Source organism: Castellaniella sp. S9 (assembly GCF_027257175.1).
GTDB lineage: Bacteria > Pseudomonadota > Gammaproteobacteria > Burkholderiales > Burkholderiaceae_B > Castellaniella.
This window is the reverse complement of the sequence record NZ_JAPFGD010000003.1, coordinates 96,398-115,006: the sequence shown is the minus strand read 5'-3', so window position 1 is coordinate 115,006 and position 18,609 is coordinate 96,398. Positions and strand designations below refer to the sequence as shown.

At 65.8% G+C, this 18,609-nt stretch carries 17 protein-coding genes and 1 tRNA gene; 13 read left to right on the top strand and 5 right to left on the bottom strand.

The window, feature by feature from the left end; translation table 11 throughout:
* Window positions 1-9: 9 nt before the first annotated feature.
* Window positions 10-1,047 carry a Nudix family hydrolase gene (locus tag OOZ48_RS05650; RefSeq protein WP_269496483.1) on the bottom strand — a complete coding sequence of 346 codons (1,038 nt, stop codon included), beginning with the start codon at window positions 1,045-1,047 and terminating at the stop codon, window positions 10-12.
* Entirely contained in the window at window positions 1,040-1,906 is an 867-nt protein-coding gene (locus OOZ48_RS05645) for an ATP-binding protein (protein WP_269496482.1), read from the bottom strand. The genes OOZ48_RS05650 and OOZ48_RS05645 overlap by 8 nt, the downstream gene beginning before the upstream one ends.
* Before the next feature lie 86 nt (window positions 1,907-1,992).
* Between OOZ48_RS05645 and ispB the strand changes: the two genes are divergently transcribed.
* From ispB to OOZ48_RS05630, 3 genes are all read left to right on the top strand, one after another.
* Window positions 1,993-2,958 (top strand): octaprenyl diphosphate synthase, encoded by a 966-nt coding sequence (gene ispB / locus OOZ48_RS05640; RefSeq protein ID WP_269496481.1) that lies wholly within the window; start codon window positions 1,993-1,995, stop codon window positions 2,956-2,958.
* Between the two features lie 56 nt (window positions 2,959-3,014).
* A tRNA-Pro gene (locus OOZ48_RS05635) sits at window positions 3,015-3,091 on the top strand.
* Between the two features lie 81 nt (window positions 3,092-3,172).
* Entirely contained in the window at window positions 3,173-5,422 is a 2,250-nt protein-coding gene (locus OOZ48_RS05630) for an ATP-binding protein (RefSeq protein ID WP_269496480.1), read from the top strand.
* Here the strand turns inward: OOZ48_RS05630 and OOZ48_RS05625 are convergent.
* Window positions 5,399-6,127 (bottom strand): response regulator transcription factor, encoded by a 729-nt coding sequence (locus OOZ48_RS05625; protein ID WP_269496479.1) that lies wholly within the window; start codon window positions 6,125-6,127, stop codon window positions 5,399-5,401. The two genes, OOZ48_RS05630 and OOZ48_RS05625, sit on opposite strands and share 24 nt — an antisense overlap.
* A gap of 105 nt (window positions 6,128-6,232) precedes the next feature.
* Between OOZ48_RS05625 and OOZ48_RS05620 the strand changes: the two genes are divergently transcribed.
* From OOZ48_RS05620 to OOZ48_RS05580, 9 genes are all read left to right on the top strand, one after another.
* Window positions 6,233-7,303 (top strand): ABC transporter substrate-binding protein, encoded by a 1,071-nt coding sequence (locus tag OOZ48_RS05620; RefSeq protein ID WP_269496478.1) that lies wholly within the window; start codon window positions 6,233-6,235, stop codon window positions 7,301-7,303.
* A gap of 8 nt (window positions 7,304-7,311) precedes the next feature.
* Window positions 7,312-8,211 carry an ABC transporter permease gene (locus tag OOZ48_RS05615; RefSeq protein WP_269496477.1) on the top strand — a complete coding sequence of 300 codons (900 nt, stop codon included), beginning with the start codon at window positions 7,312-7,314 and terminating at the stop codon, window positions 8,209-8,211.
* Window positions 8,208-9,014, top strand: coding sequence for an ABC transporter permease (locus OOZ48_RS05610; RefSeq protein WP_269496476.1), 807 nt, complete (start codon window positions 8,208-8,210; stop codon window positions 9,012-9,014). Before OOZ48_RS05615 ends, OOZ48_RS05610 begins: the two co-directional genes overlap by 4 nt.
* 8 nt (window positions 9,015-9,022) lie before the next feature.
* Window positions 9,023-10,087, top strand: coding sequence for an ABC transporter ATP-binding protein (locus OOZ48_RS05605; RefSeq protein WP_269496475.1), 1,065 nt, complete (start codon window positions 9,023-9,025; stop codon window positions 10,085-10,087).
* Entirely contained in the window at window positions 10,084-12,423 is a 2,340-nt protein-coding gene (locus OOZ48_RS05600; protein ID WP_269496474.1) for a xanthine dehydrogenase family protein molybdopterin-binding subunit, read from the top strand. Before OOZ48_RS05605 ends, OOZ48_RS05600 begins: the two co-directional genes overlap by 4 nt.
* Window positions 12,420-12,950 (top strand): (2Fe-2S)-binding protein, encoded by a 531-nt coding sequence (locus tag OOZ48_RS05595; RefSeq protein ID WP_269496473.1) that lies wholly within the window; start codon window positions 12,420-12,422, stop codon window positions 12,948-12,950. The genes OOZ48_RS05600 and OOZ48_RS05595 overlap by 4 nt, the downstream gene beginning before the upstream one ends.
* A 36-nt stretch (window positions 12,951-12,986) precedes the next feature.
* Window positions 12,987-13,796: an FAD binding domain-containing protein gene (locus OOZ48_RS05590; protein WP_269496472.1), complete on the top strand. Its 810-nt coding sequence runs from the start codon at window positions 12,987-12,989 to the stop codon at window positions 13,794-13,796.
* A gap of 217 nt (window positions 13,797-14,013) precedes the next feature.
* Complete coding sequence (locus tag OOZ48_RS05585) at window positions 14,014-15,123, top strand: hypothetical protein (RefSeq protein ID WP_269496471.1); 1,110 nt, start codon at window positions 14,014-14,016, stop codon at window positions 15,121-15,123.
* A gap of 176 nt (window positions 15,124-15,299) precedes the next feature.
* Complete coding sequence (locus tag OOZ48_RS05580) at window positions 15,300-15,833, top strand: cytochrome b (protein ID WP_269496470.1); 534 nt, start codon at window positions 15,300-15,302, stop codon at window positions 15,831-15,833.
* Window positions 15,834-15,845: 12 nt separating this feature from the next.
* Here OOZ48_RS05580 and OOZ48_RS05575 read toward each other — a convergent pair whose 3' ends face one another.
* Both OOZ48_RS05575 and OOZ48_RS05570 read right to left on the bottom strand, forming a co-directional pair.
* Window positions 15,846-16,829 carry a PDR/VanB family oxidoreductase gene (locus tag OOZ48_RS05575; protein ID WP_269496469.1) on the bottom strand — a complete coding sequence of 328 codons (984 nt, stop codon included), beginning with the start codon at window positions 16,827-16,829 and terminating at the stop codon, window positions 15,846-15,848.
* On the bottom strand, window positions 16,804-17,457 hold the full coding sequence (locus OOZ48_RS05570; RefSeq protein ID WP_269496468.1) for an MSMEG_1061 family FMN-dependent PPOX-type flavoprotein: 654 nt from the start codon (window positions 17,455-17,457) through the stop codon (window positions 16,804-16,806). The genes OOZ48_RS05575 and OOZ48_RS05570 overlap by 26 nt, the downstream gene beginning before the upstream one ends.
* Before the next feature lie 171 nt (window positions 17,458-17,628).
* Here OOZ48_RS05570 and OOZ48_RS05565 point away from each other — a divergent pair, with 171 nt between their 5' ends.
* Complete coding sequence (locus OOZ48_RS05565) at window positions 17,629-18,603, top strand: TRAP transporter substrate-binding protein (protein ID WP_269496467.1); 975 nt, start codon at window positions 17,629-17,631, stop codon at window positions 18,601-18,603.
* The last annotated feature ends 6 nt before the right edge of the window (window positions 18,604-18,609 follow it).

Sequence of the window (18,609 nt, the reverse complement as noted above, 5' to 3'; positions counted from 1 at the left end):
TCGCCGGGCTCAGGCCAGCGCGCCGCGTATGGCGGCGATGCCGTGGGCGCCGTGGCGGCGGGCGGTCTCGGCCGTCTGGAGGGATTGGCCGCCCAGGGCGAATACCGGTCGCCCGGCCGTGGCGGCCAGCGCCTGGAATCCGGCCCAGCCCAGCGGCGTTTCGCCAGCGTGGCTGGGGGTGTCCAACACATGTCCCAGGACCGCGAAATCCGCCTCCAGCGCACGCGCATGAGCCAGGTCGCCGGCGTCATGCGCCGACACCGCGAGCAGGCCCGCCGGGCGCTCGTCCGCAGCCGCCAAGGCGGCCGCATCCGCCGCGCGCAAGTGCACGCCGCCGGCACGCGCCCACCAGTCACGCGGGTGCGCGCTGTTCACCAGGCAGGGCGCCGCCCGCCGCCGGCAGAGGTCCAGCGTAGCCTCGAAGGCGGCCGCCAGCGAGGCCTCGTCGCCCGCCCATTCCGGTTCCCTGAACTGGACCAGGCAGGGACCGGCATCCAGGTCCGCCCGCAGGCGGTCCAGCCAGTCGGCCACGCCTTCTGGCCCGCCGATCGCGCTGATCCGGTAGCGGATCGGCAGGCGCAGCCATTTCAGCGGCGGCGTGGCGGCCGGGAGCAGGAACCCGCCGTTGGGCGCCACGGGATGGTCCGCGACATCCAGGCGGACGGCGCCGGGGTCCACCCACAGCAGCGCCTGGTTTTCCAGGCCGCGGGGCTCGCCCTCCCAGGCGGTCACCTGGCAGAAGGCCAGTTCGACGATGGTCTTGGGGTATTCGTGGACATGGGTGACCCAGGGATAGATCCGGGTCGCGTGGATGCCGAGCTCCTCGTCGAGTTCACGCGCCAGCGCCTGCTGGACGGTCTCGCCGGGCTCGATCTTGCCGCCGGGCAGTTCCCACCAGTCTTCCCAAGGCTTGCCCTTGGGGCGTTGGCCCAGCAGCAGGCGCCCCCCGGCATCGAGGATCAGGCCGGCCGCCACCCGGATGTAGGGCTTGGCGCCGGCGGGCGGGGATTCGGCGGCCTGTGCTGCGCGCCCATCGGCGCTAGACATGGCGGGCGGCCCAGTCGCGCGCGAACTGGCGGGCGACCCGGCCCGAGCGCGATCCCCGTTCCAGGGCCCACTGCAGCGCCTCGGTGCGCGCCTGGGCGACGTTGTCCGGGCTGCAGCCGTGCGCCGCCAGCCAATGCCCGACGATGTCCAGATAGTCGTCCTGGCTGAATGGATAGAACGACAGCCACAGGCCGAAACGCTCGGACAGCGAGATCTTTTCCTCGACGGTCTCGCCGGGGTGGATCTCGCCGTCGGCCTGGTGCTGGGCGGCGAGATTTTCGTGCATGTACTCGGGCATCAGGTGGCGGCGGTTGGAGGTCGCGTAGATCAGCACGTTGTCGCCGGGCGCGGCCACCGAGCCGTCCAGGACCGATTTCAGCGCCTTGTAGCCGGGCTCGCCTTCCTCGAAGGACAGGTCGTCGCAAAAGATGATGTAGCGTTCGGGCCGATCCGTGATGAGTTCCATGATCTGGCCGATGTCGCCCATGTCCGACTTGTCGATCTCGATCAGGCGCAGGCCCTCCGGGCCGTAGGCGTCCAGCATCGCGCGCGCCAGCGAGCTTTTCCCCGTGCCGCGCGCACCGGTCATCAGCACGTTGTTGGCGGGCTTGCCGCGCAGGAAGGCCAGGGTGTTGCGCTCGATGATCGCCTTTTGCCGGTCGACGTGCTGCAGGTCGTCCAGGTGCATGGGGGCGATGCGCGTCACCGCGTCCAGCCAGCCGCGCGCGCCGCGGCGGCGCCAGCGGTAGGCGTGGGCCGACCAGTCGATGGGGGGCGGGGCGGGGGGCAGCCAGGCCTCGAGCTGGGCCAGCACGCGCTGGGCGCTCTCGAGCAGCGGGCGCAATTGCGGATCGGTCAATGGAATCTCCTGATTTGGATTGGAAAGTATAATCTGGGTCTTTGTGGCCGCGTTTTGCGGTCCCGCCTCCAGACCCTGGGTTTGCCTTGAGACTTTCTGAACTGTTCGCGCCCATCGCCGACGACATGCAGTCGGTCGACGCCGTGATTCGCGCGCGTCTGGATTCCGATGTCGTCCTGATTCGCACGATCGGCGACTACATCGTCGGCGCCGGCGGCAAGCGCATGCGCCCGGCCATGGTGTTGCTGGTGGCGGGCGCCCTGGGTTATCGCGGCGACGACCATCATCGCCTGGCGGCGGTGGTGGAATTCATCCACACCGCCACGCTGCTGCACGACGACGTGGTCGACGAGTCCGACATGCGCCGCGGCCGCGGCACGGCCAATGCCGTGTTCGGCAATGCCGCCAGCGTGCTGGTGGGCGACTATCTGTATTCGCGCTCGTTCGAGATGATGGTCGAGACCAATTCCATGTCCGCCATGGCGGTGCTGTCGGCGGCGACGACCATCATCGCCGAGGGCGAGGTGCTGCAGCTGCTCAATGTGCACGACCCGGACGTCTCGCTGGACCGTTACATGCAGGTGGTGCGCTACAAGACCGCAAAGCTCTTCGAGGCGGCCGCCCAGGTGGGTGCCATCATTTCCGGCGCCACGCCGCGGCAGGAACAGGCCGCCGCGGCCTACGGCCGGCACCTTGGAACCGCCTTCCAACTGGTCGACGACGTGCTCGACTACAGCGGCGACGCCGAGGCCCTGGGCAAGAACGTCGGCGATGATCTGCGCGAGGGCAAGCCCACGCTGCCGCTGATCCGCGTACTGGACGTCGGCACGCCGGCGCAGCGTGACCTGGTGCGCGAGGCCATCCGCACCGGCTCCGCGGATTTCCAGGCGGTGGCCCAGGCCATCCACAACACCGACGCCCTGGCCTACACGCGCGAGGCCGCGCGTGCCGAGGCGGCCATCGCCCTGCAGGCGCTGGAAGCCTTGCCGGATTCCGCATACCGTGAAACTCTGGTAGAATTTTGCTCTTTCGCGGTCGACCGAGACCGCTGAAATCAAGTCCCGAGACCCTTGGGCGGCAGTGCTTGTCTAGGGGTCCGATGCACCGTCGGGGTGTAGCTCAGCCTGGTAGAGTACTGCGTTCGGGACGCAGGAGTCGCATGTTCGAATCATGTCACCCCGACCACTATTTCCGCAAAAGCCCCGACCATCCGGGGCTTTTTGCCGTTGGCCGCCACCATGGCGCTCGCGCCCGGACACCTGAGCCATGACTGACACCCGCGCCGCGCCCTACACCCTGTCCACCGCCCTTCCGGGCTACGCCTGGACGCTGGAAAACGGGGTCGTGCGTCTCGAGGGTCCGCTCTCCAGGCCCGGCGCGCGCCGCCGGGCGCTGACCTTGCCGCTGTCCGGACTGCCTGGATCCTTGCGTGCGGCCCTGCAAGCAGACGGCGGTGCGCCAAGCCGGCCGTTTGCCGTCGGCCGGCGCGTCGTCCAGATCATCGTCACACAACCGGGGGCGGGCGTGCTGCTGCACGTCACGCGCCTGCATCGCTGGGAGCACCGGGTCTCCACCTATCTGAACTGGCTCGAGGAAGGCATCAATGCGTTGCCCGAGGCTTTTGTCTTGTATGACGCCGACGATCGCCTGCTGATCGCCAACCCCCAGTACGGCGAGCTCTACCCGACCATTGCGCACATATTGCGTGCCGGCATCACATTCTCCGAGATCACCAAAACCGCGCTGCAGCGCGGCCAGTTCCGCTATGGGGACGACGCCGATGACTGGCTGAAGAGGCGCCTCGAGTTCCATCAGCGTGGCGAGGGCTTTTTCGAGCAGCATCTGGATAACGGCCGATGGATCCAGTTGAGCGAGCGGCGCACCCGTTCCGGCGGCGTGACCAGTATCCGGGCCGACATCACGCTGCTGAAAGAACGGGAGGAGGCATTGCGCAAGGCCAAGCAGCATGCCGAGCGCACGTCTGAATCGATGGCCCGTTTCCTGGCCATGTTCAGCCACGAAGTCAGCAACGGATTGAATGGCCTGGCCGGCCTGGCGCAGACCCTCGCGCTGGATGCGGAGTCGCCCTCGCAACAAGCCAATACCCAGCTGATGCTGCAGTCCACCAAGCGGCTGACGACGGTGTTGTCGGACCTTCTGGATTATCTGAAAAACGAAGCCGTGGGGGTGGCGATACGGCTGCGCGCGACGGCGCCGCGGGATCTGCTCGACACCCTCAAGGCCGAACTCGAACCACGGGCGGCGCAACGCGGCATCGGGCTGAAAACGGTGGTGTCGGGGAAGGTGCCGCGCTGGGTGGACATCGACCCGGGCCGCGTCCTGCAGGTGTTGGCCAATCTGACCGGCAACGCCTTGAAGTACACCGAAAGCGGCGGAATCATCACCGTGCGCATCTCGGCGGACGGCCAACGCCTGCGCTTTGCAGTCCGGGACCGGGGCGCGGGGATCGCCCCCGAGGACGTCGGCAGGCTTTTCGAGTATTTTTCCCAGACCAGTTCACAGAAGCCGGCCGGAACCGGCATCGGCTTGGCGATTTGCAAGCAGCTCGTCACGGCGATGGGCGGACACATTGGTGTGGATACCCGGCCGGGGCAGGGCAGCACGTTCTGGTTCACTGTTCCACTGCGCCAGGGGTCGCCGGTGTCCGTGCATGCGGACACGCTGATTCCCCAGGCGGATGCGGCATTGCGTGTCGGCGTGGTGGATGACGATCCGCTGAACCTGACGGTGGCCCATGCGCTATTGATCCGATCCGGCCATGAGGCCGTGGTGCTGGATGATACGCAGGATATCGTGCGGGCCGTCAGGGACCGCAACCTCGATGTGCTGCTGCTGGACCTGATGATGCCCAATGTGTCCGGCTTCGATCTGGCGGCACGCCTGCGGGCGCAGGCGGACCCGGTTTTTTCGAGGCTGATTGTGATTGCCCTGACCGGGAATATCATTTCGGACAATCTGCTGGCTTGCAAGAAGGTCGGCATCGATGCCGTCCTGCAAAAGCCGCTCTACATCGAGCAACTGCGGTATGCCCTGGCGTGGGCGGCGAGCTTCGACCGCGGGGCGCGCAAGCAGGATCCTTTTGTGTTTTCGCCCATGGTCCTCACGGCAGTGGATGGCGGCGATGGGGACGGCGTCGAGCCGGCCCTCAAGCAGCTGGAACAGGACATCGGCCGCACCCGCTTCCGGCAAAGTGTCCGTTCCGCGCGGGATCTGTTCGCACAGGCGGCCGGCTTGAACACCGAGGACCCGGCCTCGTTGCGCAGCTATGCCCACCGGGTGGCGGGCACGGCATCGCAGATGGGGTTCCATCATCTGAGCGACCACGCCAGGGCGGTGGAGGCCTTGCTGGCCTCCACGCGCGGCACGGCCGCCCACAACGACGACATGCATCGCCGGCTGGAAAATTTGCGCAGCGCGGCCGCCGACAGCCTGCCAGTGCTGGAGCAGGCCATGCGGGGAGGCGCGGGGCCGCTATCCAGGCGTGGCCGCGGGTGACACGGGCGCCGCGGCCTGCGGGTCGATGCGGTAGCCGATGCCCCTGACCGTCAGGATCAATGCGCCTGCGTCGCATTCGACGCCCAGTTTCTTGCGCAGGCGGCTGACCAGGGTGTCGACGGCCCGCTCCGATTCAGGGTCGCTGGATACTGTAATGGCGTCCAGTATTTGTGCCCGGGAACAGACCCTGCCTTGGGCACGCAGCAGGAAAGCCAGGGTATCGAATTCGGCGCGGGTCAACGCGCAGGGCTGGTTCGTCAGGGACGACACCACAGTGCGCGACGCCACGTCGACGCGCCATGGCGCCGCCTCGAGGTAACTCACGGGCGTGGAGGGCGAGCTGTGCCGCAGCAGGTTGAGGACCCGGTATTGCAGTTCGCGTGGATTCAATGGCTTGGTCAGGACGTCGGCGGCGCCCAGTTCGAACGCCGTGAGCCGGGCATCGATGTCGGTGCGGCCGGTGATGACCATGACCGGGACGTCGGAACGGCCCAGGAGCTTGCGCAGGAGCGCCAGGCCGTCCTCGTCGGGCAGGCCGAGATCCAGCAGGATCAGGCCATAGTGGCCGCTGGAGATCCGGTGCAGCATCTCGTGCCCCGTCGACACCATTTCCACCGTCCAGCCCTTGGCTTCCAGATAGCCGGCAAGAATCGTCCGGAACGTTTCATCGTCCTCGACCAGCAGTAGGGGCGTGTTCGTTTCCATCGGCTCATTGCGACATGCTAGACACAATTCAGAATCATATCAGACACAATTGGCAGGTACAGTGTCGATCCAGTTGCATATATTCCAAAACACAAGGAGACCATCATGTCGAAGCGGACCCTCTACTCGCCCTCGCGGCGTCAATTCATGCAGACCGCGGCCGGCGCCGGCATGGGCCTGTTGGCGGGGACGGCGCCTTTCGCGGCGCTTGCGCAGCCCAGGGGCGAACTGGTGGTCTCCAACTGGGGCGGCGACTGGAACAGCAATGTGATGAAGGCGCTGGAAACCCCGCTGTTGGAAGACAAGGGGATCAAGGTCCGGCGCGACCTGGCCAGCGCGCCCGCCCGCAAATCCAAGCTGCTTGCCGAGCGCAACCTGCCCCGCGGCAGTGTCGACATCGCGCACCTGACCGATGCCGACGCCTACGAGCTGCAAGTCCAGGGCGTCCTGGAGGAAATCGACTACGACAGGATTCCCAACGCCAAGCACCTGCTGGCCATGCCGGGGATGAACAACAAGTACTTTGCGCCCTGGGTGTATAGCGGCGTCGAGCTGATCTATCACCCCGAAAAGATTTCCGCGCCGACCTCTTTCAAGGATCTGATGAACCCCGAGTACAAGGGGCGGGTCGGGCTGATCGACCAGATCTACTTCAACTATCTGTATGCTTTTTCCCTGGTGGGCGGCGGCACGATGGGCAATATCGAGCCGGCTTTCCCCACCTTGCTCGAGCTGAAGGAGCAGGTCGATCCCAAGATCTATCCCTCCCATCAGCAGCTGGTCGCCGCCATGCAATCCGACGAGATCTGGATCTCGGCGAACTACAAGGCGCGGGCCGCTCAATGGGAAGCCGACGGACTGCCGGTGCGCGGCGCCTATCCCGCGGAAGGCGGCATCGCCATCCGGTTCGGGGTGGTGATTCCGAAGCGCGCGCCGAACAAGGACCTGGCCTACCACTACATCAACGAGATGCTGACGCCGCAGGCCTGTCGCACGCTGGCCGAGCTGACCTACTATGCGCCGGCCATCTCCAACGTGACGCTGCCCGAGGCAGTGGCCAAGCAAGTGCAGTTCAGCGAGGAACAGCAAAGCCGCCTGCACGTGGTCGACTTCGGATATGCCGCAAAGCATCAGCCGGAATGGCTTGAATGGTGGAACAAGAACATCAAGGTGTGAGGACCGGCATGAACGAAGCCGCCCATCGATCCTTGCTCAGGCCGCGCGGCTGGACCGCGGCCACGCTGCTGGCGCCGTCGTCGCTCGCCGTCCTGGCCGTCTTGATCGGGCCGATTTTCCTGCTGTTTCGCTATAGCCTGAACCGGTTCGATCCGACCGTCCTGATGGTCGATGCCTGGTCGCTGGACAACTACGTCAAGTTCTTTTCAGACCCCTTTTACCGGGATGTCCTGTTTCGAACGATCTACATCGGCGTGGTCAGCACATTCGTGTGCCTGATCATGGGTTTCCTGCCGGCCTACTTCATCGCCCGCACCCGGTCGGTGAAGATGAAAAGCATCTTGATCATCACCGTCATCCTGCCGCTGCTGATGGGCAATCCGGTGCGGGTGGCGGGCTGGCTGGTGCTGCTGGGCGACCGGGGCGTCATCAACTCGGCGCTGATGACGACCGGCGTGGTCAGCGAGCCGCTGACACTGCTCTACACCGACCTGGCGGTCATGATCGGGACGATCTCGGTGCAGCTGCCGTTCATGATCATCACCCTGCAAAGCGTGATCGAATCGATCAGCCCCTCGCTGGAGGAAGCCGCCCTGGGCTTGGGCGCCAGCCATTGGCGCATGTTCTGCCGCGTACTGCTGCCGCTGTCGACGCCCGGCATCGTCGTGGGCACGATACTGTGCTTCATGATGGGCATGAACGCGTATGCCACGCCGGTGCTGATCGGCGGGCCGACATTCCACATGATGGCGCCCAAGGTCTATGAGCAGATCACCAAGGCGAACAATTGGCCGTTCGGATCCGCGATTTCCGTCATTCTGATGGTCACGACCTTGCTGCTGACGATATTTTCATCCTGGCTGGTGGGACGCATTTCCCAGGACCGCATGCGGGCGGCCACATCATGAAGATCCCTCTGCGTACCTGGTCCTATCGGACCGCGGTGTTCCTGTCCCTCGCCTTTGTCGTGGCGCCGCTGGTGGCCGTGGTGTGGGTCAGCGTGTTCTCCAACAAGGTGATCAGCTTTCCGCCGCTGGGGTACACCTTTCACTGGTATGTCAATGCGTGGGAACTGGTAGATTTCCGCGAAGGGTTCTGGCTGAGCTTCCAGGTCGCCATTGCGGCGACGTTCCTGGGACTGCTGGTTGGCGTTCCGGCATCGCTGGCGCTGGCCCGCGCGAATTTCCCGGGCAAGGCCGTCATCAATACCCTGTTGCTGTCGCCCATGATGGTGCCGGCGATCGTGGCCGGCAGCGGCGTCTACATCTATTTCATCCAGATCGAGCTGTTGTCCGGCATACAACTCGTCGCCACGCTGCCCGGACTCATCATTGCGCACGTGGTCATCGTGATTCCCTGGGTCGTGCGCCTGGTGACTACATCCTTGTTGTCGGCAAACGAAAACATCGAAGAAGCCGCCCAGAACCTCGGCGCCACGCCGCTGACGACATTCTGGCGGATCACGCTGCCGATTGCGCGTCCGGGCTTGGTGGCCGGCGGCTTGTTCAGTTTCATCGTGTCGTTCACCGATCTGGAGAAATCCCTGTTTCTGGTGGGGCCGGGCAGGACCACGCTGCCCATCGCGATCCTGAACTACCTTGAATGGAATCTGGACCCGACCGTCGCGGCGGTGGCCACGGTCCAGATTTTCATCATCGGCTTTGCGCTGATCGTCTCCGACCGGTATGTGAAACTGAGCAACGCCTTCTGAAGCCGCCTATGTCTTATATCGAATTCAACAACGTCACGAAATACTACAGCCAGACGCGTGCGGTCGATCGCTTCAATCTGTCGATGGACAAAGGCGAAATGGTTGCGCTGTTGGGCCCCAGCGGCTGTGGCAAGACGACGACCCTGCGCATGCTGGCGGGATTCATTTCCGTCAGCGAGGGCCGCATCACTCTGGATGATCGGGACATCACGCACGTGCCCGCGCACCAGCGCAATATCGGCATGGTGTTTCAAGGCTACGCCCTGTTCCCCCACATGACGGTCGCCAAGAACGTGGCATTCGGTCTGGAGATGCAGCGGATGTCAAAAAGCGACATCGACAGGCGGGTGAAAGAAGCCCTGTCGCGCGTTCGCCTGGGCGATTTTGCGGAACGCATGCCCCGCCAGCTCTCGGGCGGCCAGCAGCAGCGTGTGGCATTGGCCCGGGCCATGGCGATCAATCCCGATGTGTTGCTGCTGGATGAGCCTTTGTCGGCCCTGGATGCCCGGCTGCGCCATGAGGTCCGCGCCGAGATCCGGCAGTTGCAGCGCGAGCTGAACCTGACGACGCTGATCGTCACCCACGACCAGGACGAGGCCCTGAGCATGGCCGACCGGCTGGTCGTCATGAGCAAGGGATGCATCGAGCAGGTCGGCACGCCCGCCCAGCTTTATGAAGAGCCCGCCAATCGCTTCGTCGCCGAGTTCATGGGAAAAACCAATCTGCTCGAAGGCACTCGCGTCGATGGCGCCGGTTTTCGGACCCACAGCGGCATCATGCTCAGGACGGGGCAATCGGCCGGCCAGGACGCCAGTTGCCTGAGCTTTCGGCCCGAACGAGCGCACATTGCCCCGGCGGATGCCGCCGAGGATCCGTCCCTGAATTCGCTATCCGCCACGATCCGGCTGTTCACCTACCTGGGGCCCGTCGTCGAATGCCATTTGAGCCTGCCCGATGGGCAGCCCCTCATGGTCATGCTGCCCAATACCTCCAATGCGGCCTACACGACATTCACCGAGGGCACGCCGGTCAAGGTGCGCTGGTCTCCCGATGACTCGCGATTGCTGTCATGAACTACGCAGGGATGCCGGGCTGGTTGCGCAGGGCGTGTTCCGGGCGCGTCTTTACCGAGGATATCTATCCGGAGGGCTGCCTGCACGCCGCCTTTGTGAGGTCGCCGCATGCGCATGCCAGGATTGCCGGCATACGCACGCCTGTCGAGGGTATGGACGGCGTCGTCGCGGTGTGGACCGTGGATGACCTGCCGGGCCACCCGCGTCCCATTCCATGCATTATTCCGCTGCTGAACCGGGACGGGTCTTCGCGCGCCGACCCGCCGCGCACGCTGCTGGCGCGCGGCAAGGTGCGCCATCACGGCGAGGCGGTCGCGATGGTAGTGGCCCGCAGCGCCCGCATCGCCCAGGCGGCGGCGCGCCGTGTCGAGGTGGTGTACGAGCCCTTGCCGCAAGTCACCCAGGCGGACCTGGCCCTGCAGCCCGGCGCGCCGCGGGTCTGGGAGGATATTCCCGGCAATCTGTGCTTCGACTGGGAAACCGGCGACGAGGCGGCCGTCGATGCCGCCCTGCAGGCGGCAGCGTCGGTCGTGGAGGCCAGCATCATCAACAATCGCGTCGTCGCCAGTCCGCTGGAGACACGCAGCGCGATCGGCTGGGCGGACCCCGACACCGGGCAGCGCATCCTGGTCACGCCTTCCCAGGGCGCACACTGGACGCGCGACGTCATTGCCCGGGATGTGCTGGGCTGGGACCCTGCGACGCTCGAAGTCATCACCCCCCGGGTGGGCGGCAGTTTCGGGATGAAGATCTTCATCTATCCGGAACAGGTGCTCGTCCTGCTGGCCGCGCAGGCGCTCGGGCATGCCGTGAAGTGGGTGGGTTCACGCACCGAGGCGTTCCTGAGCGACACGCACGGTCGCGATCACCATACCCGTGTCAGGCTGGCGCTGGACGCCGCCGGGAATTTCCTGGCGATACGCACGGACACCGATGCGAATCTGGGGGCTTTCCTGTCGAACTATGGCCCCTTCAACCCGACGATGTGCAGCACCCCCGTCCTGCCGGGCGCCTATCGATTCGGGGCGATGTACAGCCGCGTGCGCGGCGCGCTGACGAACACCGTGCCCCTGGATTCGTACCGGGGGGCGGGCCGCCCGGAAGCCAACTACGTGCTGGAGCGCGTCATCGACATCGCCGCGCTCGAGCTGAACCTGGATCGGGCGGCCTTGCGCAGGCGCAACCTGCTCGCGCCCGAGGATCTGCCCTATACGACCGCGACGGGCGTCAGGCTCACCGGCGGCCTGTTCGCCGACAACCTGGAGCGGGCGCTCAGGTCCATCGATTACGCCGGATTTCCAGCCCGGCGGGACGAGAGCCGCGCCGGCAACAAACTCAGGGGCCTGGGCATTGCCAATTACCTCGAAACCAACGGCGGCATGGCTTTGGCCCGCCTGACCCAGCCCGACGGGATATCGCGCGAATCGGCCCGCATCTGCTTTCACCGCGACGGCCGCCTGCGTGCGGATGTGGGGACGCAAAGCAGCGGGCAGGGCCATCGCAGCTCGTACGCAAAAATCCTGGCGGATTATTTGCACTACGACGCGTCAGCCATTTCCGTGCATCAGGGGCGCACTGATCGCCTGGGGCAGGGCATGGGTACGGGCGGCTCGAAATCCCTGCTGTCGGGCTCCACCGCATTGCTGCAGGTCGCCGACGCCGTCATACAGAAGGCGCGCGAATGGGCCGCCCAGGCATGGCGGATGCCGCTGGAGCAGGTCCGCTGGGAGGCGGGGCGCCTGCGCGGCGGCGAGCGGTGTTTCAGCCTGCGCGAACTGGCGATCATGGCAGTGGCCGATTTGCCCGAAGGGACGCCCCATCCGTTCGAGACCGAAGTCTGCGCCGCGATCACAGAGGGCACATTCGCCAATGGCTGCCATGCCTGCGAGATCGAGATCGATCCCGATACCGGTGTGGTGGACATCCTGGCTTATGTGTCCGTCAACGATTTCGGCGTGATCGTGTCCGAGGACAAAGTCCGCAGCCAGGTCATGGGCGGTAGCGCGCAAGGCATCGGCCAGGCCTTGCTGGAGGATTGCCGCTTCGATGCCGACAGCGGCCGCCTATTGACGACCGACTTCGGGCGCTACCACCTGCCCCAGGCCGCGAGCATTCCCGACATGGACATCGTCCTGAACCAGGGCAGCGCCGGCGCCAACCGCCTGGGCATCAAAGGTTGCGGCGAATCCGGCGCCAGCGCGGCGCCGCCCGCCGTCATGAACGCGATACAGGATGCCTTGAGCACCGCGCTCGGCAAAAGAGCGTCGGCGATCCAGATGCCCGCCACGCCGCCGGCCATCTGGGCATTGCTGCACGCTGAAGGGTCGAGGGCATGAGCGAAACACCGTCGTCGAACGATCCGGGGCAGGCCGGCTTCTGCCGCGTGAATACCGTCGCGCGGCTCGAGGTTCCGGCCGGCGAGTCGCTGCTGGAATGGTTGCGGGACACGGCCGATTGCGTCGACGTGCGCAAAGGCTGCGACACCGGACACTGCGGCGCCTGCGCGGTCCTGGTGGATGGTGTGCCGGTCAAATCGTGCAGCGTCCTGGCCCAGGAGGCGGGCGCCCGGGACGTCCATACTTTGGCGGGCCTGTCTCTGCTCGACCAGCCCGCAACGCAGGCGGTGCTGGCGGCCGCCGAACAACGGCAGCCCTTTCAATGCGGCTACTGCATGCCCGCGTTCATGCTGGCGGCGATCGCGTTGCTGCAGGACACACCCGATCCGACGGACGCCCAGATACGCGATGCCTTTGCCGGCCTGCTGTGCCGGTGTACGGGCTACCTGCCCATTGTCGACATGATCGGGCTCGCCGCCCGGTTGTTGCGGGGCGCATCGCCTGGCGGCGACGGGCGCACAGCCTGAACCACGCGCCGCATGACATGCAGAAACAGGATGGCCATGATCGATAAACCACTGAACTGGCACAGGCCCGCCGCGCTCGAGGACGCGCAGGCCTTGCTGTCGCGCTTTCCGGATGCCGTGCCCATGGGCGGCGGCCAGCACCTGATTCCGCACTGGCGGCAGTCCGGAACCCCGGCCACCGTCGTCAGTCTGGGCTTGATCCCGGCCATGCGGCACATAGAGCGACACGGACGCGTGCTCAGGCTGGGTGCCGCAGTGACGCTGAACGAGCTTGCGGCGTCGGCGGCGGTTGGCGACGGCATTCCGGCCTTGTCGAGCCTGGCAGGGAAAATGGGGGACCGGCTCATGCGCAATCGCGCCACCATCGGCGGCGCCTTGTGCACCACGTCACAGGCGGGCTGCCTGCCCGCGGCGATGCTGGGCACCCGGGCAGTCGTGCACACCACTGCGCGCGACATTGCCGCGCACGACTGGTTCCAGCCCCGCGGCCCCGGCGGCCCCACGCTGGAAAAAGGGGAGTTGATCGTGGGGGTCAGCCTGCGGATACCCGATGCGGCAAGCCACCAGTGTCTCCGTTTGATACCCGGTCGTTTTGCGCTGCTGACTGTGTTTGCGACCCGGGCGGGACATGAATTCGGTGTCGGCATCAGCGGTTTGTCGGCATCCGCGTTTCGCGCTTTCGCGGCGGAGGCGTGGCTGGCGGGTGGAGCCGCGGCCGGCAGCACCGGGCTGGATCGGGTTTTCGAGGAACATCCGGGGCAAAGCGACATCCAGGCCCATGGCGCATACCGTGAAGCCCAGGCGCGGCGGCTATTGAAAAAGGCCGCGGAAGCCCTGCTCGCCTAATCCCCATGCGCCAGTCTCCGTGCGTGCCGTCCGGCAGGTGAACAAGCTGTTACGTCCTGAGCGGCCGAGCATTGCACAAGCCGGCGCGTAGCCACTATCGTTAAGAGAGGCCGGAACGTCATGCGCGGCGGTGTGCGGCGCGTGGTGGACGGTCATGTGGTGTGTCACGGCAGCCGCCGCTTCAGCGCGGCGGACGGAGGTCCAGGCAATCAGGCGGATGCGGGTTTCGATACGGAAAGGCGGGGTATGGGCGTTCACGGCATGCGCGCTGTGCGGCCTGACGACATCGTGTGCGCAGGTCCGCCCGACAGGCGCGCCGGACGACGCGGCACTCCTGGGGTTGTCGCCCCAGGTCTATCCGGTGCGCGCGGTTCCCGTGGATGTGCCCGTCGATCTGTCCGGCACCGACGCCAAGACCCGCAAGGATCAGGTCACCTCGTTCGGGCTGGTGCCGGATGCGTATGCCCTGGATATCCTGGACGGCGTCTACTGGCCGGACAAGACCGCTGACGGGGTGTCCATGGGCGGCCTCGGCCCGTCGATCCCCGGCGTGGACGATCCCTGGTCCTTCGGCGCCCGCAGCTGGCGCTACACCGGCGGCGACGGGTACCGCCTGACGCTGGGCAACGAGCCGGTGCGTGCGCCGTCCTGGAGCCGGCCCGTGCGCCTGGCGGGGGTCGGTGTGTACGGCGGCATGCCGCGCGGCCTGCAGCAGTCCGGCGACTGGACGTATGCCGCCGCGGCCGGTGTGCTGGATGAGTCGTCCAGCGGCGTCAAAAGCGGCGGGCTGGCGTACGGGCCGGCCGCATACGATGTGTCCTCGCAGTATGCGGTGGGCCCGGGCCTGTCCCTGGCCTCGCAAGTGCAAGGCATGCCGGAATTGCTGGCGCTGGGCTTGGGCGGCGAGTATTCCACGGACGCTTGGGGCGCCCTGGCGCTCGGGGTCTCGCAATCCCGGCGGCCGCTGGGCAGCGGATGGCGCTATCAACTGGGCTACAAGGTCGACGTGTTCAGCGATCTGAAGCTGTCCTGGGTCAACGAGCAGCGGGGCGCCGGTTATGCCGACCTGTCCACGTATGACGAGGATCCGCTGGCCTGCGATTGCGTGCGCAACCAGTGGGGGCTGAGCGTGCCCCTGGGGCGCTGGGGCCGGCTCAGCGGCACCTACGAACAGCGAAACAGGGCGCTGGGGGAGCTGCAGCGGACGATCGGCTTGGCGCAGGGTTTTCGCTACGGCCCCCACCTCAAAGTGCGCTTCGAGGCGAACGGCAATATCGTCACGGGCGCCTACGGCCTGGGCGCCCGGTTCTCGGTGCCGATCGACTAGGCATTTCTCTGAACGGACCCAGAGGGCGCGTGCCTTTTCACAGGGTCTTCATATTTTTCGCGCAATCTTTCTGTACTATCTTTGAGCTTGGACACGCGGCCGGCGGCGCGCCGCATGCGGCATGTCCATGGGGCGTCGGGGGAACGGCGGCCCGGATCTGAGAAAGGAACCCGAACATGAACTTGAAAGATTCCAAGGTGCGTTACGGCACGGTCAGCCGTTTTTTTCACTGGGGCATGGCGCTGCTGGTCGCCTGGCAATTCGCCACGGCCATCACGCGCGTGGTGGCCGAGGATTCCCCGCTGGACGAATTCCTGTGGGCGACGCACAAGCACTCGGGCGTATTGCTGCTGGTGCTGATCGTCTTGCGCGCGGCCTGGGCGCTGGCAAACGTCCGGCAGCGGCCCGCCGCGACCAGCACGCTCGCCCGCCCGGGCCATCTGGCCATGTACGGCCTGATCCTGGTGATCCCGACACTGGCCCTGATGCGGCAGTATGGATCGGGACGGGCCTTCTCGCCCTTCGGCCTGCCGCTCATGCCCGGTTTCGAGGGGGACAAGATCGAATGGCTCACCGCCCCGGCCAGCCTGTTCGATGGCGCGCTGGGCTGGCTGCTGTTGGCGCTGATCCTCGGCCATGTCGTCATGACGCTGGTCCACCGGTACCGCGCCGGCGACGAGGACGTCCTGCCGCGCATGCTGGGGAAGTAGGCCTGCAGCGCCTCAGATATCCAGCACCAGCGGTTCGCCGGGATCCGCTCTCGACACGCAGGTGATGACGTATTGCCGCCGTTCCTCGGGCGTCAGGACGCTGTCGCGGTGCTCCGGCCTGCCTGACAGGTAGGCGACCCTGCAGGTGCCGCAGGTGCCGTTCTCGCAGACCGAGTCGATCAGCACAGCGGCGTCTCGCAAGGCGTGCAGGATCGATTCGTCGGCCGGCACGCTGATGTCCAATTGACGGCGTGCGGCGGTGACGGTCAAGGGTTTGTCGCCCGGCCGTGCCGTTGCCGGGTGGAAATTTTCCTTGTGCACCTGGGCGGGGTCCCAGTCCTGCAAGTGGGATTCGATCCAGTCCATGAAGCCTGGCGAGCCGCAGAAATACGCGTGCCGGCCCGGCCGCGGCGCGCCCAGCAGTTCGGCCAGCGGCGGGGCGTCCGAGGGATCGGAGAAACTGATCACCTGTCCGCGTCCCGACGCCAGAAAAGGTTCGAGCAGGTCGCGAAAGGCGACGTCCTGCTCGGTGCGGACGAAATAGAGCAACCGGTAGTCGATTCCCCGTGCCTGCAACGAGGCCGCCATCGCCAGGATGGGCGTGATGCCGATGCCGCCGGCGATCAGCAGATGGTTGTCGCCGTCCGCCAGCGGAAAATGGTTGCGCGCCGGCACCAGCTTGAGGAACCGTCCTTCGCGTGCGGAGGCATGCAGCAGGCGCGAGCCTCCTCGCCCCTTGTCCTCGCGCTGCACGCCGATCAGGTACTGGCGCCGGTCATCCGGATCGCCGCACAGCGAGTAATAGCGGGTCTTGCCGTCCGGCAGCACCACGCCCACGTGGGCGCCCGCCTCGTAGGCGGGAAGCTCGCCGCCGTTCAGTGCCACCAGGCGGTAGGAACGGATGAGTTCGGTTTCCTGGCGGATGCGGTCGATGCGGACATACAGCGGCTGGGGAGCAGCGGGCGCCGTGTCAGAGTCGCTTGGTGTAGCTTTCATCCAGCATCCTTTGCATGTACTCGACGCTGCCGTCGCCTTCCCCGGCGCCCGTGTGGTCGCGCAGGATCTGGGCCGCGCTGGGCATGGCCGACAAGTCGGGCCAGCCCAGGGGATTCCAGAGGCTCGAGCGCAGGGCCGCCTTGGCGCAATGGATATAGCATTCGTGTACCGTGACGCCCACCGCCACGCCGACGCCGGGCGGCTGATTGCGCGGCGCCAGCTGCTCCAGCAACGCGCTTTCGGTCGTGATGACTGCGGTTCCATTGATGCGCAGCACTTCGTCATAGCCCGGCAGCAGGAACAGCATGCCGATCGAGTCGTTCTGCAGCAGGTTTTGCAGTGAATCCGCGCGCCGATTGCCGGTGGATTCGGACCAGGCCAGGTGGTGGTCGTCCAGCACCTTCACGAACCCCGGTTCGCCGCCGCGGGGGGACGCGTCGCAATTTCCATTGCGGTCGGCGGTGGAGATCATGACGTAGGGCGAGAATCCGATGAATGCGCGCACGTGGTCATCGATGTCGGGGATGACCTTGTTCAGCACCAGATCGGAGGGCGCCGGTATCCATTCACGCAACTGTTCCAGCGTATGGATGTTTTTGATGAAGGGAGATTTGGTTTCAGCCGTCATGGGGGTCCCGGAAGTTGCTTTGCGATACTGGAGCACAATGCTATTATATCCATTGGATCCAATGGATTCAATGGATCCGCAAGGCAGCAGAGAGCACTATTCATTGAGGCAAGGCGACGGTCACGAGGACGTCGCCTTGTGGTATCAAGACATAACGACGAGGAGCAATGCATGAAGGCACTTAGAATCACCCTGGCGTCCGTTTTCGCCTCCGCGGCCTGTGCGGCCGGCGCGCAGACCGTCTGGGATTTTCCGGTTCCGTATCCGGACGGCAACTTCCATACGCGCAACATCGTCCAGTTCGCGCAGGATGTCGACGCGGCCACGCAAGGCGCGCTGAAGTTCACCGTGCATTCCGCCGGTTCGCTGGTTCCGCACCGGGAAATCAAGAGCGCGGTCCGGGACGGCCTGGTGCCGATCGGCGAGGTGTTCGCCTCGACGCTGGAAAACGAGAATCCGATCTTCAGCGTCGATTCGCTGCCGTTCCTGGCGACCAACTATGAGCAGGCCTGGACACTGTACGAGGCGCAGAAGCCCCAGATCGAGGCGCACCTGGATCGCCAGGGCCTGATGCTGCTGTATTCGGTCGCCTGGCCGGCGCAATCGCTCTATAGCAAGCAGCAGCTGAACGGTCCCGACGATCTGAAAGGCCTGAAGTTCCGCGTCAATAGCCGGGCGACGGAGCGTTTCGCCTTGCTGGCGGGCATGACGCCGGTTCAGGTGGAGGTGCCGGACATTCCGACCGCGTTCGCGACCGGCCGCGCCGATGCGATGGTCAATTCACCCACGGGCGGCGTGGACGTCAAGGCGTGGGACTTTGTCGATCACTACTACGAAGTCCAGGCCTGGTTGCCGCGCAATATCGTGATTGCCAACAAGCAGACGTTCAACGCCTTGCCGCAGGCCCAGCGCCAGGCGGTGCTGGATGCCGCGCGTGTTGCCGAGCGGCGCGGTTGGGAAAGTTCCCGGACCGAGGCGGACAAGGCGACCGAACGCTTGCGCGCCGAAGGCATGAAGATCCAGCCGCTGCCGGCTTCCCTCCAGGAAAAATTCAGCGAGATCGGCGCTGCCATGGCCAAGGAGTGGGCGGCCGAGAGTTCCGCCGAAGGCAAGGCGATCCTGGATACTTATCAAGCGGGCCGGTAAACAAAG

Bases quoted from the DNA above. Each gene is read 5' to 3' on its own strand.
- OOZ48_RS05585 (WP_269496471.1), top strand. From the start codon at position 14,014: ATGCGGGTTTCGATACGGAAAGGCGGGGTATGGGCGTTCACGGCATGC.
- OOZ48_RS05580 (WP_269496470.1), top strand. From the start codon at position 15,300: ATGAACTTGAAAGATTCCAAGGTGCGTTACGGCACGGTCAGCCGTTTT.
- OOZ48_RS05600 (WP_269496474.1), top strand. From the start codon at position 10,084: ATGAACTACGCAGGGATGCCGGGCTGGTTGCGCAGGGCGTGTTCCGGG.
- OOZ48_RS05595 (WP_269496473.1), top strand. From the start codon at position 12,420: ATGAGCGAAACACCGTCGTCGAACGATCCGGGGCAGGCCGGCTTCTGC.
- OOZ48_RS05625 (WP_269496479.1), bottom strand. From the start codon at position 6,127: ATGGAAACGAACACGCCCCTACTGCTGGTCGAGGACGATGAAACGTTC.
- OOZ48_RS05575 (WP_269496469.1), bottom strand. From the start codon at position 16,829: ATGAAAGCTACACCAAGCGACTCTGACACGGCGCCCGCTGCTCCCCAG.
- OOZ48_RS05590 (WP_269496472.1), top strand. From the start codon at position 12,987: ATGATCGATAAACCACTGAACTGGCACAGGCCCGCCGCGCTCGAGGAC.
- OOZ48_RS05630 (WP_269496480.1), top strand. From the start codon at position 3,173: ATGACTGACACCCGCGCCGCGCCCTACACCCTGTCCACCGCCCTTCCG.
- OOZ48_RS05610 (WP_269496476.1), top strand. From the start codon at position 8,208: ATGAAGATCCCTCTGCGTACCTGGTCCTATCGGACCGCGGTGTTCCTG.
- OOZ48_RS05650 (WP_269496483.1), bottom strand. From the start codon at position 1,047: ATGTCTAGCGCCGATGGGCGCGCAGCACAGGCCGCCGAATCCCCGCCC.
- OOZ48_RS05565 (WP_269496467.1), top strand. From the start codon at position 17,629: ATGAAGGCACTTAGAATCACCCTGGCGTCCGTTTTCGCCTCCGCGGCC.
- OOZ48_RS05570 (WP_269496468.1), bottom strand. From the start codon at position 17,457: ATGACGGCTGAAACCAAATCTCCCTTCATCAAAAACATCCATACGCTG.
- OOZ48_RS05615 (WP_269496477.1), top strand. From the start codon at position 7,312: ATGAACGAAGCCGCCCATCGATCCTTGCTCAGGCCGCGCGGCTGGACC.
- OOZ48_RS05620 (WP_269496478.1), top strand. From the start codon at position 6,233: ATGTCGAAGCGGACCCTCTACTCGCCCTCGCGGCGTCAATTCATGCAG.
- OOZ48_RS05605 (WP_269496475.1), top strand. From the start codon at position 9,023: ATGTCTTATATCGAATTCAACAACGTCACGAAATACTACAGCCAGACG.